The organism is Marinobacter sp. NSM (genome assembly GCF_052380025.1).
GTDB lineage: Bacteria > Pseudomonadota > Gammaproteobacteria > Pseudomonadales > Oleiphilaceae > Marinobacter.
The window spans coordinates 487,108-500,886 of sequence record NZ_JBQTCK010000001.1; the positions used below are offsets into that span (position 1 = coordinate 487,108).

At 56.9% G+C, this 13,779-nt stretch carries 11 protein-coding genes and 1 pseudogene; 4 read left to right on the forward strand and 8 right to left on the reverse strand.

Annotated features, from left to right (window positions below):
- Positions 1 to 17: 17 nt before the first annotated feature.
- The 7 genes from ACTZWX_RS02280 to gloB all read right to left on the reverse strand — a co-directional run bounded on the left by ACTZWX_RS02280 (position 18) and on the right by gloB (position 9,174).
- The gene (locus ACTZWX_RS02280; protein WP_444712567.1) at positions 18 to 803 is read right to left on the reverse strand and encodes an enoyl-ACP reductase FabI; all 786 of its coding nucleotides are present in this window, start codon (positions 801 to 803) and stop codon (positions 18 to 20) included.
- Between the two features lie 68 nt (positions 804 to 871).
- Positions 872 to 2,470, reverse strand: coding sequence for an ABC transporter ATP-binding protein (locus ACTZWX_RS02285; RefSeq protein ID WP_444712568.1), 1,599 nt, complete (start codon positions 2,468 to 2,470; stop codon positions 872 to 874).
- Between the two features lies 1 nt (position 2,471).
- Positions 2,472 to 3,494, reverse strand: a complete 1,023-nt coding sequence (locus tag ACTZWX_RS02290) for an ABC transporter permease (protein WP_444712569.1) — start codon at positions 3,492 to 3,494, stop codon at positions 2,472 to 2,474.
- 2 nt (positions 3,495 to 3,496) lie between these two features.
- On the reverse strand, positions 3,497 to 4,582 hold the full coding sequence (locus ACTZWX_RS02295) for a microcin C ABC transporter permease YejB (protein ID WP_342632426.1): 1,086 nt from the start codon (positions 4,580 to 4,582) through the stop codon (positions 3,497 to 3,499).
- A gap of 46 nt (positions 4,583 to 4,628) precedes the next feature.
- Complete coding sequence (locus ACTZWX_RS02300) at positions 4,629 to 6,464, reverse strand: extracellular solute-binding protein (protein WP_444712570.1); 1,836 nt, start codon at positions 6,462 to 6,464, stop codon at positions 4,629 to 4,631.
- Between the two features lie 12 nt (positions 6,465 to 6,476).
- A complete protein-coding gene (locus ACTZWX_RS02305; RefSeq protein WP_444712571.1) occupies positions 6,477 to 8,216 on the reverse strand; it encodes a LysM peptidoglycan-binding domain-containing protein in 1,740 nt (579 codons plus the stop codon).
- A 163-nt stretch (positions 8,217 to 8,379) separates the two neighbouring features.
- A complete protein-coding gene (gene gloB / locus ACTZWX_RS02310; RefSeq protein ID WP_444712572.1) occupies positions 8,380 to 9,174 on the reverse strand; it encodes a hydroxyacylglutathione hydrolase in 795 nt (264 codons plus the stop codon).
- Positions 9,175 to 9,286: 112 nt separating this feature from the next.
- Between gloB and ACTZWX_RS02315 the strand changes: the two genes are divergently transcribed.
- The 4 genes and pseudogenes from ACTZWX_RS02315 (at position 9,287) to ACTZWX_RS02330 (ending at position 13,223) form a co-directional block, all read left to right on the forward strand.
- Entirely contained in the window at positions 9,287 to 10,090 is an 804-nt protein-coding gene (locus ACTZWX_RS02315) for a class I SAM-dependent methyltransferase (RefSeq protein ID WP_444712573.1), read from the forward strand.
- A gap of 16 nt (positions 10,091 to 10,106) precedes the next feature.
- Positions 10,107 to 10,550 carry a ribonuclease HI gene (rnhA, locus tag ACTZWX_RS02320; RefSeq protein WP_444712574.1) on the forward strand — a complete coding sequence of 148 codons (444 nt, stop codon included), beginning with the start codon at positions 10,107 to 10,109 and terminating at the stop codon, positions 10,548 to 10,550.
- Between the two features lie 25 nt (positions 10,551 to 10,575).
- Positions 10,576 to 11,307, forward strand: a pseudogene (gene dnaQ / locus ACTZWX_RS02325) (DNA polymerase III subunit epsilon); the annotation flags it as partial.
- Between the two features lie 209 nt (positions 11,308 to 11,516).
- Positions 11,517 to 13,223 carry a chemotaxis protein gene (locus ACTZWX_RS02330; RefSeq protein ID WP_444712575.1) on the forward strand — a complete coding sequence of 569 codons (1,707 nt, stop codon included), beginning with the start codon at positions 11,517 to 11,519 and terminating at the stop codon, positions 13,221 to 13,223.
- A gap of 79 nt (positions 13,224 to 13,302) precedes the next feature.
- On the opposite strand, the gene ACTZWX_RS02335 is transcribed toward ACTZWX_RS02330, so the two are convergent.
- Complete coding sequence (locus tag ACTZWX_RS02335) at positions 13,303 to 13,617, reverse strand: SCP2 sterol-binding domain-containing protein (RefSeq protein WP_061332831.1); 315 nt, start codon at positions 13,615 to 13,617, stop codon at positions 13,303 to 13,305.
- Positions 13,618 to 13,779: the final 162 nt, after the last annotated feature.

The following is a 13,779-nucleotide window of genomic DNA, read 5'->3' on the forward strand; positions in this document are numbered from 1 at the left end:
AGGTCACCGGATGGCAATCAGGATTCCAGTTCGCTCATCCCGGTGATGTTAAAGCCGCCATCCACATAGAGAATCTCACCAGTAATACCAGAGGCAAGATCGGACGACATGAACGCGGCGGCGTTACCGACTTCTTCAGTGGTGACGTTGCGGCGCAGGGGAGCCTGCTTGGCGTTCTCGGCCAGCATTCGGCGGAAACTCTTGATGCCGGAAGCAGCCAGAGTCTTGATCGGGCCTGCGGAAATACCGTTTACCCGAATACCTTCCCGGCCAAGGCTGGCGGCCATGTAGCGCACGTTGGCTTCCAGTGATGCCTTGGCAATCCCCATGACGTTGTAGTTCTGCAGAACCCTTTCCGCACCGAGATAGCTCAAGGTCAGCAGGCTGCTGCCCTCATGCATCATCTCGCGGGCGCCCTTGGCCAGTGCGACAAAGCTGTAGGAGCTGATGTCGTGGGCGATACGGAAACCGTCACGGGTGGTTACATCCACATAGTTACCGTCGAGTTCATGCGCTGGCGCGTAACCAACAGCGTGGATAATAATGTCGATGTTATCCCAGTGTTTGTTGAGCTCGGTGAATACAGCGTCAATCTGCTCGTCACTGGCCACATCGCAGGGGAACGTCAGCTGACTGCCCCACTGATCCGCGAATTTTTCAACCCGGGACTGAAGCTTTTCATTCTGGTAAGTGAAGGCCAGTTCAGCGCCTTCACGGGCGAATGCCTCGGCGATGCCGTAGGCGATGGAATGTTTGCTGGCTACACCAACAATCAGTGCTTTCTTGCCACTGAGGATTCCCATGGGTATCTGCTCCCTGTGTTCCTTGGTTTCAGCGCATTATCCCCGACATGTGTCGGCGGGGGTAACGGTCAATTGGTCGTAGGCTGATAAAAGAAAGCCGCGGTCAGCAATTCGCGGGTGTAGTCCTGTTTCGGCGCCCGGAAAATAGCCTCAGCGGCCCCGTACTCCACTATCTGGCCGTTCTTCAACACCAGCAATTTGTGGCTGAGTGCCCGAACGACAGCCAGATCATGACTGATAAAGATGTAGCTTAGCTTATATCTGGCCTGAATTTCCCGTAAAAGCTCAATCACTTGCTTCTGGACGGTGCGGTCCAGGGCGGAGGTAGGCTCATCGAGAATGATCAGTTCCGGCTGTAACACCAGTGCGCGTGCGATGGCAATGCGCTGTCGCTGCCCGCCCGAAAACTCGTGAGGGTAACGGTGCCTGGCGTCTGGGTCCAGACCCACATCCCTCAGTGCCTGAATCACTCTGGCGTCGTGTTGCCCGGCATCGTTGGTGTCGTGTATCTCTAACCCTTCGCGGACAATTTCAGCCACCGACATCCGGGGGCTCAGACTACCGAAGGGGTCCTGAAAGACAATCTGGACCCGCTTGCGCCAGGGGCGGAACTGTTTCTGGGACAGGGGCCCAAGCTCGGTTCCCGCCAACCGGATACTCCCGGTGCTGGCGGTTAACTTCAGTAGTGCATGTCCGATGGTGGTTTTGCCACTGCCGCTTTCACCGACAATACCCAGCGTCTCGCCTGGTTGCAGGGCAAAACTCACGTCCTGAACCGCGTGGAAACTCTCCTTGACCTTGCCCAGCAGGTTCTTGCGAATGGGGAACTGAACATTCAGCCCCGTGACTTCCATCAGCGTTTTACCACCATCAATCGATGGGAGAGGGTTTTCTGGCGGTTCCGCATCAATGAGCTTCCGGGTATAGGGGTGCGCAGGTGCGGTAAACAGATACTCGGTGGCGGCTTCCTCAACGCACTTACCCTGTTCCATTACCACCACTCTATCCGCATAGCGGCGGACAATGCTCAGGTCATGGGTGATCATCAGAATGGCCATGCCGAGTTTCTGCTTCAGTGATTCCAGCAACTCCAGCACTTGCTTCTGTACGGTCACATCCAGTGCGGTGGTGGGTTCGTCTGCGATCAGCAGATCCGGTTCGTTGGCCAGGGCCATGGCGATCATGATCCTCTGTTTCTGGCCACCGGAAAGCTGGTGTGGGTAGCTGTTCAAGCGCCGCTCCGGCTCGGGGATGCCCACCAGTTCGAGCAGTTCAATACAGCGCTTTCGGGCCTGGGGGCCGCGCATGCCCTTGTGTAGCTCCAGGGTTTCGGTGATCTGCTTTTCAACCGTATGTAAGGGGTTGAGTGAGGTCATGGGCTCCTGGAAGATCATGCTGATTTCCCGGCCGCGGATTTGTCGCAACCGGCTATCCGCAGCCGTCAGCAAATCTTCGCCACGATAGAGAATCTTGCCAGAGGGATAACGGGCGTGCCGGGCATCCAGTAACCTGAGAACAGACAGGGCCGACACCGATTTACCAGAGCCGCTTTCGCCCACCAGCGCCAGGGTTTCGCCGAGACCAACCCGCAGCGACAGGTTGTCGACGACCAACGGGCCGTTATCAAAATGGATGGACAGGTCCGAGATGGTCAGGAGGTCGCTCATATCAGTTCTTTCTCGGGTCAAAGGCATCGCGCACCGCTTCGCCAACAAACACCAGCAGCGTCAGCATCACCGACAGGGACACAAACGCAGAAATGCCCAGCCAGGGGGCATGAAGGTTGGCCTTGCCCTGGGCGATCAGCTCCCCCAGGGACGGAGAACCGGAGGGCAGGCCAAAGCCCAGGAAATCCAGCGAGGTTAGCCCGGTAATCGCGCCAGTCAGGATAAACGGCAGAAAGGTGAGGGTGGCCACCATGGCGTTCGGCAGAATGTGCCGGAACATGATGTGCCGGTTACCCAACCCGAGCGCCCGAGCCGCTTTAACGTATTCGAAGTTTCTCGCCCGCAGGAATTCAGCACGAACGACATCCACCAGCCCCATCCAGCTGAACAGCAACATAATGCCAAGCAACCACCAAAAGTTTGGCTGAACAATGGCGGAGAGGATAATCAGCAGATACAGCATTGGCAGGCCCGACCAGATCTCGATAAAGCGCTGGCCGAACAGGTCCACCTTGCCTCCGTAAAAGCCCTGAATGGCGCCGACAATCACGCCTACAATGCAGCTGGCGATGGTCAGGGTCAGACCAAAAATCACAGAAATACGGAAACCGTAGATGACCCGGGCAGCCACGTCCCGGCCCTGGTCGTCGGTCCCCAGCCAGTGTTCGGCGCTGGGTGGCGCGGGCGAGGGTACGCTCAGTTCATAGTTGATGGTGTCGTAGCTGAACTTGATCGGCGGCCAGAGTATCCAGCCGTTGGCCTCTATTTCGTCCCGGATGAAGCGATCCCGGTAGTCGGTTTCCGTGGGCAGAAAGCCGCCAAAGGTTTCCTCCGGCACCATCTGGACCACCGGGAAATAGACATCGCCCTGATAGGAGACCACCAGTGGCTTGTCGTTGGCGATCAGCTCTGCCACCAGGGAAAGACCGAACAGGGCCAGGAAAAGCCACAGAGACCAGAAACCACGGCGATTATTCCTGAAATTCCGCAGTCGGCGCTGCTGGATGGGAGTCAGTCGGGGCATGGTTATGCGCCCTCCCGGCTTTCAAAATCGATGCGCGGATCTACCAGCACATAGGTGATGTCGCTGATCAGCTTCAGAATCAAACCCATCAGCGTAAAGATGTAGAGAGTGCCGAAAATCACCGGGTAATCCCGGTTAAGAGCCGCCTCGAAGCCAAGTAGGCCAAGGCCGTCCAGGGAGAAAATCACTTCGATCAGCAAAGACCCGGTAAAGAACAGGGACACCAGAACACCCGGCATGCTGGCGATCACAATCAACATGGCGTTGCGGAACACGTGGCCGTAGAGCACCTGTTTTTCTTCAAGCCCCTTGGCTCGCGCTGTCACCACGTATTGTTTACCGATTTCATCCAGGAACGAGTTTTTGGTGAGCAAGGTGAGGGTGGCAAAGCCGCCAATCACATTGGCGGTGACCGGCAAGGCCAGGTGCCAGAAGTAATCGCCGATCTTCTGATACCAGTTGAGCTCATCAAAATTCGGAGAGGTCAGGCCCCGCAGGGGGAACCAGTCGAAATAGCTGCCGCCGGCAAATAATACAATCAATAGAATGGCAAACAGGAACCCGGGGATGGCATAGCCCACCACAATGGCGGAACTGGTCCAGACATCGAACCGGGAGCCATCAGACACCGCTTTTCGAATGCCCAGGGGGATAGAAATCAGGTAGATAATCAGGGTGGACCAGAGCCCAAGGGAAATGGACACGGGCATTTTGTCGATGATCAGCTCAACCACGGTACGGTCCCGGAAAAAGGATTCGCCGAAATTGAAGGTCGCGTAATCCTTGAGCATCTTCAGGAAGCGTTCATGGGCGGGCTTGTCGAAACCGTACATCACCTCGATTTCTTTCAGCAATTCCGGTGGCAGGCCCCGGGAACCCCGGCTGTCGCCGGAGCTGGTGACGACTTCGCCACCGGTATCACCACCGCCCGCCCGTGCCAGGGCACTGCTGCCGTGGCCTTCCATCTGGGCAATAAGCTGGTCAACCGGGCCGCCCGGTGCGGCCTGAACAATGATGAAATTGAGGAGCATAATCCCCACCAGTGTGGGGATGATCAGAGCAAGCCGCCGGAGAATGTAGATGCCCATTTAGGGGAGGAATCCTTTCATTACAGCGTTGGTGACAGTCGGTGGATCAGCGGTTGATCCACCAGTTGTTAAGGTCGATACCATTTTTCGGTGTGACCTCAGGTCGCTGTAAATGGTTCCAGTAGGCTACCCGGTCTTTGGTCAGGTGCCAGTGCGGAATCACATAGTGACTGTGCAGCAGTACCCGGTCGAGGACGCGCACACGGTGCACCAGTTGTTCCCGATCCGGTGCCTGGATCACCATGTCGACTAACTGGTCTACCACGGGGTCGTTAACACCCATGAAGTTTCGGGAGCCGGATACGTCCGCGGTGCTGGAGTGCCAGTATCCCCTCTGCTCATTGCCCGGGGAGTCGGATTGCGGAAGCACCTGGGTGATCATGTCGAAGTCAAAGCTGCGTACTCGCTGGATGTACTGGTTGCTGTCAACAAGCCGCACGGTGACGTCTATGCCCAGACGTTCCAGGTTGCGGGTAAAAGGCAGTACCACACGTTCAAAACTCTTCTGGAACAGCAGCACTTCAAAGCTCAGTTGCTTGCCGCTTTCCTCGTGCACCATTTTACCGCCACGGATGTTGTAGCCGGCCTCGTTCAGCAGTTCCATGGCTGCCCGCAGATTGTCGCGCATGGACCGGCTGTCGCTGGTGTCAGGCGGAGTGTATTCGCGGGTAAAGATCTCCGGGTTCAGCTGATCGCGGAAGCGTTCAAGGATGTCCAGTTCAGGGCCTTGAGGTAGACCGGATGAGGCCAGTTCACTGTTTTCGAAATAGCTGTTGGTCCGGGTGTACTGGTCAAAGAACAAGTTACGGTTAGCCCACTGGAAGTCAAAGCCGTAAGCCAGGGCCTGGCGGACTTTCGGATCGCTGAATACCGGCTTTCGGGTGTTGAAGATAAAACCCTGCATACCGCTGGGGCGTTGATGAGGGATGGCCTCGCGAACGATTCTGCCATCTTCGAAACGGCGGCCGGTGTAGGCGGTTGCCCAGTTCTTCGCGGAGGTTTCCTGGCGGAAGTCGAAATTGCCCGCTTTGAAGGCTTCCAGCGCTACCGTATCATCGTTGTAGTATTCGTACTGAATGCGCTGGAAATTGAAACGTCCTACACGTACGGGCAGGTCTTTTGCCCAGTAGTCTTCAACCAGCTCATAGGTAACAGAGCGCCCAGCATCGAAAGAACCAATACGATAGGGTCCGCTGCCCACAGGAATGTCCAGACCGTTCCGTGCGAACTCCCGCTCTTCCCAGTAATGGGCCGGGAGGATGGGCATCTGCCCCAGGATCAGAGGCAGCTCACGGTTTTCGGTGTCACCGAAATCGAATCGGATACGATGGCTATCTTCAACGGTGACCTTGCTCACGTCCGCATAGTAGTTGCGGTAGAAGGGGTGTCCTTCGGTGGTCAGGATACGGTGCGAGAATTCGACGTCTTTGGCGGTGATCGGGGTGCCATCCTGAAACCTGGCTTCTTCCCGCAAATTGAAGATCACATACCGGCGATCCTCGGGAAACTCCACGCTTTCGGCAATCAATCCATACTCTGAAAAAGGCTCGTCAGCGGAGGACTCCATTAGCGTGTCGTAGACGTAGGTGCTGACGCCTGCAGCTGCCACGCCCCGAATTACAAACGGATTGAAGCTATCGAAGCCATTGGATACCACAGACAGCTTCAGGGTGCCGCCCTTGGGGGCTTCAGGATTGACGTAATCAAAGTGGCTGAACCCTTCCGGGTATTTCAGCTCACCGTGCATGGCGATCCCATGAACGGGTGTTGGCCCGTTGGCATGGTGATCGTCAGCAGATGAAAAAAGTGGGGTGGCCATCAGGGCCAGGGACGTGATCAGTCCAGACAGGGTCAGATGTGGTGCTTTCCGTGTTTTTGTCATGGTTCTCGCACGTTATGGGCTGTTTCTTATGTCCACGTAGAGTACCAGACTTTGGCCGGGTTGCAGATAACGGTTGGTATTAAGATCGTTCCATGATGCGATATCCCGCACATTCACCGAAAAACGGCTGGCGATTGCCGACAGCGAGTCGCCCTGGCGCACGCGATATCCCACCTTCCGGACCATGGCGCTGTCCCGCTGGCTGCTGGCAACGTTTGTTGGTTGCGCGGTTTTGGACCAGATCACCAGTTGCTTGCCTGGAATCAGAGGGTCGCCCGGCGCCATGCCGTTCCAGGCTGCCACTTCCCGCACTGAAACCCGATGCTCGCGGGCAATGTCCCAGAAGGTATCACCCCGGCGGACGGTGTAGTTCACCCTGTTGCCGTCGCGCTGCCGTTCCTGGGTGCGCTGCAGACGCTGGTTCTGGCTGAGCGCATAGGTTTCCGAACCCTTGCTTGCTGATGGAATAAGCAGTTGCTGGCCAATCCGGATAAGGTCGCTGTTCAGCTTGTTGACCTGCTGGATGACCGAGGGAGTGGTCGAAAACTTTCGGGCGATGGTGTTCAGGCTGTCGCCTTTCTGCACCCGGTAATTCTGCCATGACACCCGCTGTTCGGTCGGGAAATCGGCAAGCGCTGTTCGGAAGCCCTCGGCTTTCTCGATCGGAACCAGCAGCCGGTGAGGGCCATCCGGATTGGTAGCCCAACGGTTATAGGAGGGGTTCAGCAAATAGATTTCATTGATTTCGACGCCAGCAAGTTCTGCGGCCTGAGCGATATCCAGCTGAGAACCTGTATCAACCACCTCGAAAAACGGCTCGTTCTTCAGGGCTGGCAACTCGATGCCATAGGCTTCGGGGTCGTCAAAGATTTTTGCCAGCGCAATCAGCTTGGGTACATAGTGCCGGGTTTCGGTGGGCAGGCTCAGTGACCAGTAATCCGTCGACTTGCCGGCGTTGCGATTACGGCGCATGGAGCTGGATACCGTGCCGCCGCCAGCATTGTAGGCTGCCAGCGCCAGGGTATAGTCGCCGTCAAACCGATTGGCCAGGCGATCAAGGTAAGTGAGGGCCGCGTCGGTTGCTGCAATCACATCCCGGCGGTCATCGTGCCACCAGCTTTGGGTCAGCCCGAAGTATTTGCCGGTTGACGGGATGAACTGCCACAAGCCTGCCGCCCGCCCGTGAGAATAGGCGAAAGGGTCGAAGGCACTTTCAACAATAGGCAGGAGTGCCAGTTCGTTTGGCAGCCCCCGCTTTTCGGTTTCTTCCAGGATGTGGTACAGGTACCGGGAGCCGCGCTCGACTACCCGATCGATATAGCGGGGGTGTCGGGCATACCAGTCGAGCTGTGCCTGAACCCGGGCATTGTCAACGGAGTGGTCCATCTGGAAGCCGGCCCGGAGCCTATCCCACAAATCCGAATCGGATGCTGCAACGTCCTGGCCGTCGCGGGGGTTATCAAGTTTCTCCCTGGCTTTCCGGGCCTGCTGGCGCAGTTCTGGGGCAATGGCGTCGTCCAGGGGGGCTTCGCTGGCACGGTCACCGTTTCCGGAAGCTACCGATTTCTTCAGGCCTTCATCGCCCTGTGCAACCACGACTTCATCGGAATCCAGGGGGTTGGTGTCTGCGGTGTTGCTGTCTTCGCCGAACCAGGCTGAGGGTGTGTGCCAGTTTTCCAGAACCTGGCTGGTGCTGCAGCCTGAGAAGAGGGTGCTGGCAATCAGCACATAAGACAATCGTTTCACCGACATAAACACTGCTTCCGGATGTTGGCCGGGTATGGACAGAAACCCGGCACATTAATGAGTTACGGTAACAAACAGGCTTGGATTCTATGGGAGCCCTTTTCCAGGGGTCAATACAGCTGATGTTACGGCTGTGAGAAGAAATGTTAAGAACTCAACCATCTGCCGGTCAGAAATGGTCTTTGCCGTGCCTTATGGCCGCGAACACCGCATCGGCTGAATCGCATGGCAAACCCGCGCTTGCAGCATATTGCCGAGCGCTCTCGATGACCTCGGGCTGGTCCCAGCGCATAAATGGGTTGAGGGTTTTCTCTGCACCAATACTGGAGGGTACGGTTGGCTCTCCGCGGTCCCTCCTGGCCAGGCAGTCCTGTTCAAACTGCTCGAGAGCTTTATCTTCTGGTAACCAGCTGCGAGCAAACCGGAGATTGGCCAGGGTGTATTCGTGGGCACAGTAAACCCCGGTCTGGTCGGGCAGGGCACGCAGGGATTCCAGGGACTGTCGCATCTGTTCGGGTTTACCTTCGAACAGCCTGCCGCAGCCGCAAACAAACAGCGTGTCGCCGCAGAACAGAACAGGGCGACCGTTGACTTCGGTATCCGAGTAGTAGGCAACATGGTCCAGGGTATGGCCGGGCACCGCCATGACCTGGAAGGTCAGCCCTTGCCAGACCACTTCGTCACCCGGATGGATCGCGTTGGTGGTGCCCTTGAAGGGCGAGTCTGCGGGGCCGGTTATTCGGACATCGGGAAAGGTCTTTGCCAAACTGGCAATGCCGCCCGTGTGGTCTGGGTGGTGATGGGTCACCAGTATGGTATCCAGAACCAGCTGCTGGCTTTCGATGTAGTCTTCCACCGGCTGGGCCTGCCCCGGGTCGACCACCAGCGCTTTGCCGGATGACCGGTCGCAGAGGCACCAGATATAGTTATCGGAAAACGCAGGAATGGCCTGGATATCGAACATACATGACCCCATGTGCTCATTGAGTGTGGCTGTTATGATAGAGCAACGCCGTTTCTATCCCAAGGTTCGTTCGTGAACCGGGAACAAAAGGCGGTGCAGGGGAATCCGGTTAATGCAGAGATTCAGATTGGGCGCCTCAGGGGCGTTGGACTACTCACAAAGGCATGAGAGTTTCGAACGCTGGTTCCAGACTCCGCTTGGCAGATCGTTGCTGGCCAGCCAGCGCCGGGTACTTGATCATGCATTCGAAGACCTGGCCGGGGCCCGGCAACTGCAGGTTGGGCTAAGCCACAGGCTGCCGCTTGCCAGTGGCGCCGATTTCGTCCAGAAAATCATAACCACGCCTGGCTGGCACCCGCAAATGCCGGATGGAGTAGCGGTTTGTGATGCTGACGAACTGCCGTTTCCTGGGGACTCCATGGACCTGGTGATACTTCACCACACAGCGGATTTCTCCCCGGATCCCCACGAGGTATTGCGGGAATCGGCCCGGGTGCTGAGGGGCGAGGGGCGTATTGCGCTGATTGGATTCAATCCACTGAGCCTTTGGGGTGTCAGGCGTCTGCTTTCAAGGCACCATCAAGGGCCCTGGGGAGGACGCTTCTTGATGCGATCACGGATGGAGGATTGGCTCCGGCTACTCGGCTTTGAGCTTGAAACTTCCTGCACCCATTTCTGCACCCTGCCGGTTCAGAGAAAGGAAGGCTACTCCACCAGGAATCACCGCACCCTGAATGAGAACGGTCATTTCCTGCCGGTCGGCGCATATTACTGTATCCTTGCCCGCAAGCGCGTTTACGCCCCCATCCGCAGGCGGGCGCCCTGGCGCAAGAGCAAAGTGATCTCAATGCCCGGCACCGTGGGCGCCTCGCGGGGGTGTTCGAACCAGAGCGCTGGCGCGACAGAGAATCAATGAACGATTGGGAGAGTAAATGGCTGGCAAGGTGGTTATGTACACCGATGGTGCCTGTAAAGGCAATCCTGGTCCCGGTGGGTGGGGTGTGGTTCTGCGATACGGGGATGCCTGCAAGACCCTGCATGGTGGTGAGCGCCAGACCACGAACAACCGCATGGAGCTCATGGCCGCTATTTGCGGCCTGAGGGCACTGACCCGTGCCTGTGAGGTTGAGCTGTATACAGACTCCCAGTATGTCCGTAAGGGCATCACAGAATGGATGGCGGGCTGGAAGCGAAACGGCTGGAAGAATTCGGCGAAGAAGCCAGTCAAGAATGCCGACTTATGGCAAGTGCTGGACACCGAAACGGCCCGACATAAGGTGAACTGGCACTGGGTCAAGGGCCATTCCGGTAACCCCGACAACGAGCTTGCGGATGAACTGGCCAACCGTGGCGTTGATGAGCTGACCAGCGCCTGACGCAGCCTGTGGCGCGGGCGACGACGGAAACAGAGAGCACAGAGACATGAGACAGATCGTACTGGATACCGAAACCACGGGTATCGACCCGAACGACGGACACCGCATTATCGAGATTGGCTGCGTTGAAGTCATTGAGCGTGAGCTGACGGGCCGCAATTACCACGTCTACATCAATCCAGAACGGGAAGTCGAGGCCGAAGCTATCACCGTTCACGGCATCACCAACGAGTTTCTGACCGACAAGCCCAGGTTTGCTGAAATCGCCGACGAATTTTTCGAGTTTATCAAGGGTGCGGAACTGGTTATCCATAACGCGGCTTTTGACGTCGGGTTCATGGACGCAGAGTTTGCTCGTCTCAAGCCGGTCCGGAAAACCGCTGACCACTGCGGCATCGTCGACTCGCTGGCCATCGCCCGGGCCAAGCATCCGGGCCAGAAGAACAACCTGGATGCCCTGTGCAAACGCTACGGAGTAGACAACAGCAACCGGGAACTGCACGGCGCGTTGCTGGATGCGGAGATTCTGGCGGACGTTTATCTGTTGATGACCGGCGGGCAAACCGCGTTATCCCTGGATGCCGGGGCTGGCGATGATGGATCTGCCGGTGGCATCCGCCGCCTGACTGGCAGCCGACCGGCTTTGACGGTGATCCGTGCTGATGACGCCGAGGCCTCGGCCCATGAAGAATTTCTGGCGATGATGGAGAAGCAGGCCGGCCACACGGTCTGGAGCAAATTACAGCAATCGGAATGAGAACCACGTCAGGGTGTACCATTTGTTACATTCCGCCTTTCTTGAGGTACTTGAGTTTTATGTTATAAGTAATGATAAGTTCGCCAGTTTTCTGCGAGCTGAATGTTGGCCGGCAGGGTGCATGGCCCATAACAAACGCCGGCTCCATGTCCCCGGCATTAGTTCACAAACAGGATGCGGTAGTCTCCGCAAAGTAACAGGAAGCGTTTATGGTTCAATCGTCTCTGGCGACGAAATCGCAGTCGTTTGATTTGGTCAAAAGCGAAATCGAACAGACCATCAAACAGGCAGAATCCAGCCTTGAGCGCTTTCAGGAAAATCGTGAGAGTGGGGAAGACCTGCAGAACTGTGTTGATTATCTCAATCAGTTGCGGGGCATCTTCATTCTGGTGGAGTTGCGTGGTGGAACCCTGCTGTGTCAGGAGGCAGTGAACCTGGCCAACGACGTGCCCGTTGGCGCCAACGACGACAAGAACATTCTGCTGACGACCCTCAACAGCGCCCTGTTTATCCTGCGTCGCTACGTTGAATATTACCACCAGCAACGAGAAGATCATCCGGAATTGCTGCTGCCGGTTATCAATGATCTGCGCGAGGCGCGGCGCGAGAAACCCTATCCCGAATCCTGTTTCTTTGATGTGGATGTGAAAGAGCGTCCGGATTTTTGTTCCGGGCTCTCGCTTCAGCCGCTTGAAGGCGGCGATGCCGAATACGAAATTCTCGCCCGGCGTATGCGCCTGACCCTCCAGGTCGCTCTGCTTGGCATTCTTCGTGAGTGTAATGAGGTGGTCAGCAAAAAGCTGGTGGCCAGGGCTTCCCGTGGCTTTGCCAGGCTTTGCCAGGGAGCGCCAATGGAGCAGATGTGGTGCTTGCTGTCTTTGGTTGCAGACACCATGCTGGACCGGGCCATGGGCTTCAATAAAGCCCGCAAACGCCTGCTTATGCGAATAGAGAAGTACGCCCGCGAAGTGGTGTATGTTGGCAAAGTGGCCACCACTAAAGATGCCCCGGACTCGGTCATCAAAGACCTTGTCTACCTTTTGTATCGCAGCGGGTCCGCTAACCCTGAGGTGGCGAGCGTTCTTTCCGCCTACCGGCTGGCGCCCTCTGAGTTTCCTGATGCGATCCTTGAAGCCCATTCGCGCCGGCTGTACGGCCCGGGTTCGGATGTACTGAAATCCTTGTCTGAAGCGCTGCAGGAAGAGCTCAATCAGTTGAAGGATAAGCTGGACATCATCGAACGGGGTATTGAGCCAGACCTGGCCGAGCTGGCGTCCATCGCTGACGCCCTCGAGCGCCTGGCTAACACCCTGGTGATGCTCGATCTCAATCGGCTGGCCGGCATTGCCCGTGATGAAGCGACAAAACTCCGTCAGTGGGAGGAGGAGAAGCGCCTGCCGGCAGAGGAAGAACTCTATCGCCTGGCCGATTCGGTGCTGGGGGTGGAGGATGCCGTCATGCAAATCGTTATTCGGGGTATTACCTCGGAGACCGATGCGTTGGCAGGCAGTGAGCGCAAGCGGGAGGAGTCGGTCTACCTGCAGGAAGCGATCTGGGTGGTAGCAGACGAGGCGCGTAGCGCCCTGACCCTGGCCAAGCGGGCCATTACCGCGTTTATCGAATCCGACTACGACAAGTTGCACCTGGCCAACTTGCCGGGCACTCTGCGCAGTATCTGGGGTGGTTTGCAGATGGTGAACGACCCCCATGCTGCCAGTGTCATTGCGCGGGTGGCGGCATCCATTCAGGAGCAGTTGCTGGATGCCAGGGAAGCGCCGGCACCTCAGGTACTGGAGGCGCTGGCGGACGCGCTTACGTCGCTGGAGTACTACATTGAAAGCATTGGCCGCCGCGAAGAGAGCAACAGCGACCTGCTGAAGCTGGCGGAATCGTCGTTGGGTGACGTCGGGCTGTAATAACAGCTTCGGTGTCATTGTAGCGACCAAAAAAAACCTGCGACTTGCGCAGGTTTTTTTATGGTCTGTTAAGCGGGGCTTAGCCCATCTTGAACAGTTCACCCAGCTTGGTTGCCAGCATCATGTCGCCTTCGGCGCGCAGCTGACCAGCCATGAATGCCTGCATGCCGTCGGTCTCGCCGGAAACGATACCCTGCAGGGTGTCGGAGTTCATGATCAGGGTAACGGAAGGATCGTCGTTCGCGCCTTCGTGCAGCTTGCAAGTGCCGTCGTTGATCACCAGGTGGTAGGTTTTGTCATCTTCGATGTCGAACTGGAACACCAGATCCAGGCCTTGTGCCGCGTCTGCGTTGAAATTCTGTTCGAGTTTTTCAAATACCTGAGCTACAGACATTGTTTTACCCTTTTGAGTGGTTGTCTTGTCATGGTGACGGCTTGGATTCCCTGGCCTCAGAAGCCTGTGTGATAGCCCGGGTAGCGCCGACCTCGCCATCCGACTTTATGGTTAGAACGAGGTTGTGTCAAGCTTGATCGAACGCTTGTTTTAATTTTCTTT

What these genes read in the sequence shown, in the direction of transcription:
- ACTZWX_RS02295 (WP_342632426.1), bottom strand. Translation starts at nt 4,582, where the DNA reads ATGGGCATCTACATTCTCCGGCGGCTTGCTCTGATCATCCCCACACTG.
- rnhA (WP_444712574.1), top strand. Translation starts at nt 10,107, where the DNA reads ATGGCTGGCAAGGTGGTTATGTACACCGATGGTGCCTGTAAAGGCAAT.
- ACTZWX_RS02300 (WP_444712570.1), bottom strand. Translation starts at nt 6,464, where the DNA reads ATGACAAAAACACGGAAAGCACCACATCTGACCCTGTCTGGACTGATC.
- ACTZWX_RS02285 (WP_444712568.1), bottom strand. Translation starts at nt 2,470, where the DNA reads ATGAGCGACCTCCTGACCATCTCGGACCTGTCCATCCATTTTGATAAC.
- ACTZWX_RS02315 (WP_444712573.1), top strand. Translation starts at nt 9,287, where the DNA reads ATGCAGAGATTCAGATTGGGCGCCTCAGGGGCGTTGGACTACTCACAA.
- ACTZWX_RS02305 (WP_444712571.1), bottom strand. Translation starts at nt 8,216, where the DNA reads ATGTCGGTGAAACGATTGTCTTATGTGCTGATTGCCAGCACCCTCTTC.
- ACTZWX_RS02280 (WP_444712567.1), bottom strand. Translation starts at nt 803, where the DNA reads ATGGGAATCCTCAGTGGCAAGAAAGCACTGATTGTTGGTGTAGCCAGC.
- ACTZWX_RS02330 (WP_444712575.1), top strand. Translation starts at nt 11,517, where the DNA reads ATGGTTCAATCGTCTCTGGCGACGAAATCGCAGTCGTTTGATTTGGTC.
- gloB (WP_444712572.1), bottom strand. Translation starts at nt 9,174, where the DNA reads ATGTTCGATATCCAGGCCATTCCTGCGTTTTCCGATAACTATATCTGG.
- ACTZWX_RS02335 (WP_061332831.1), bottom strand. Translation starts at nt 13,617, where the DNA reads ATGTCTGTAGCTCAGGTATTTGAAAAACTCGAACAGAATTTCAACGCA.
- ACTZWX_RS02290 (WP_444712569.1), bottom strand. Translation starts at nt 3,494, where the DNA reads ATGCCCCGACTGACTCCCATCCAGCAGCGCCGACTGCGGAATTTCAGG.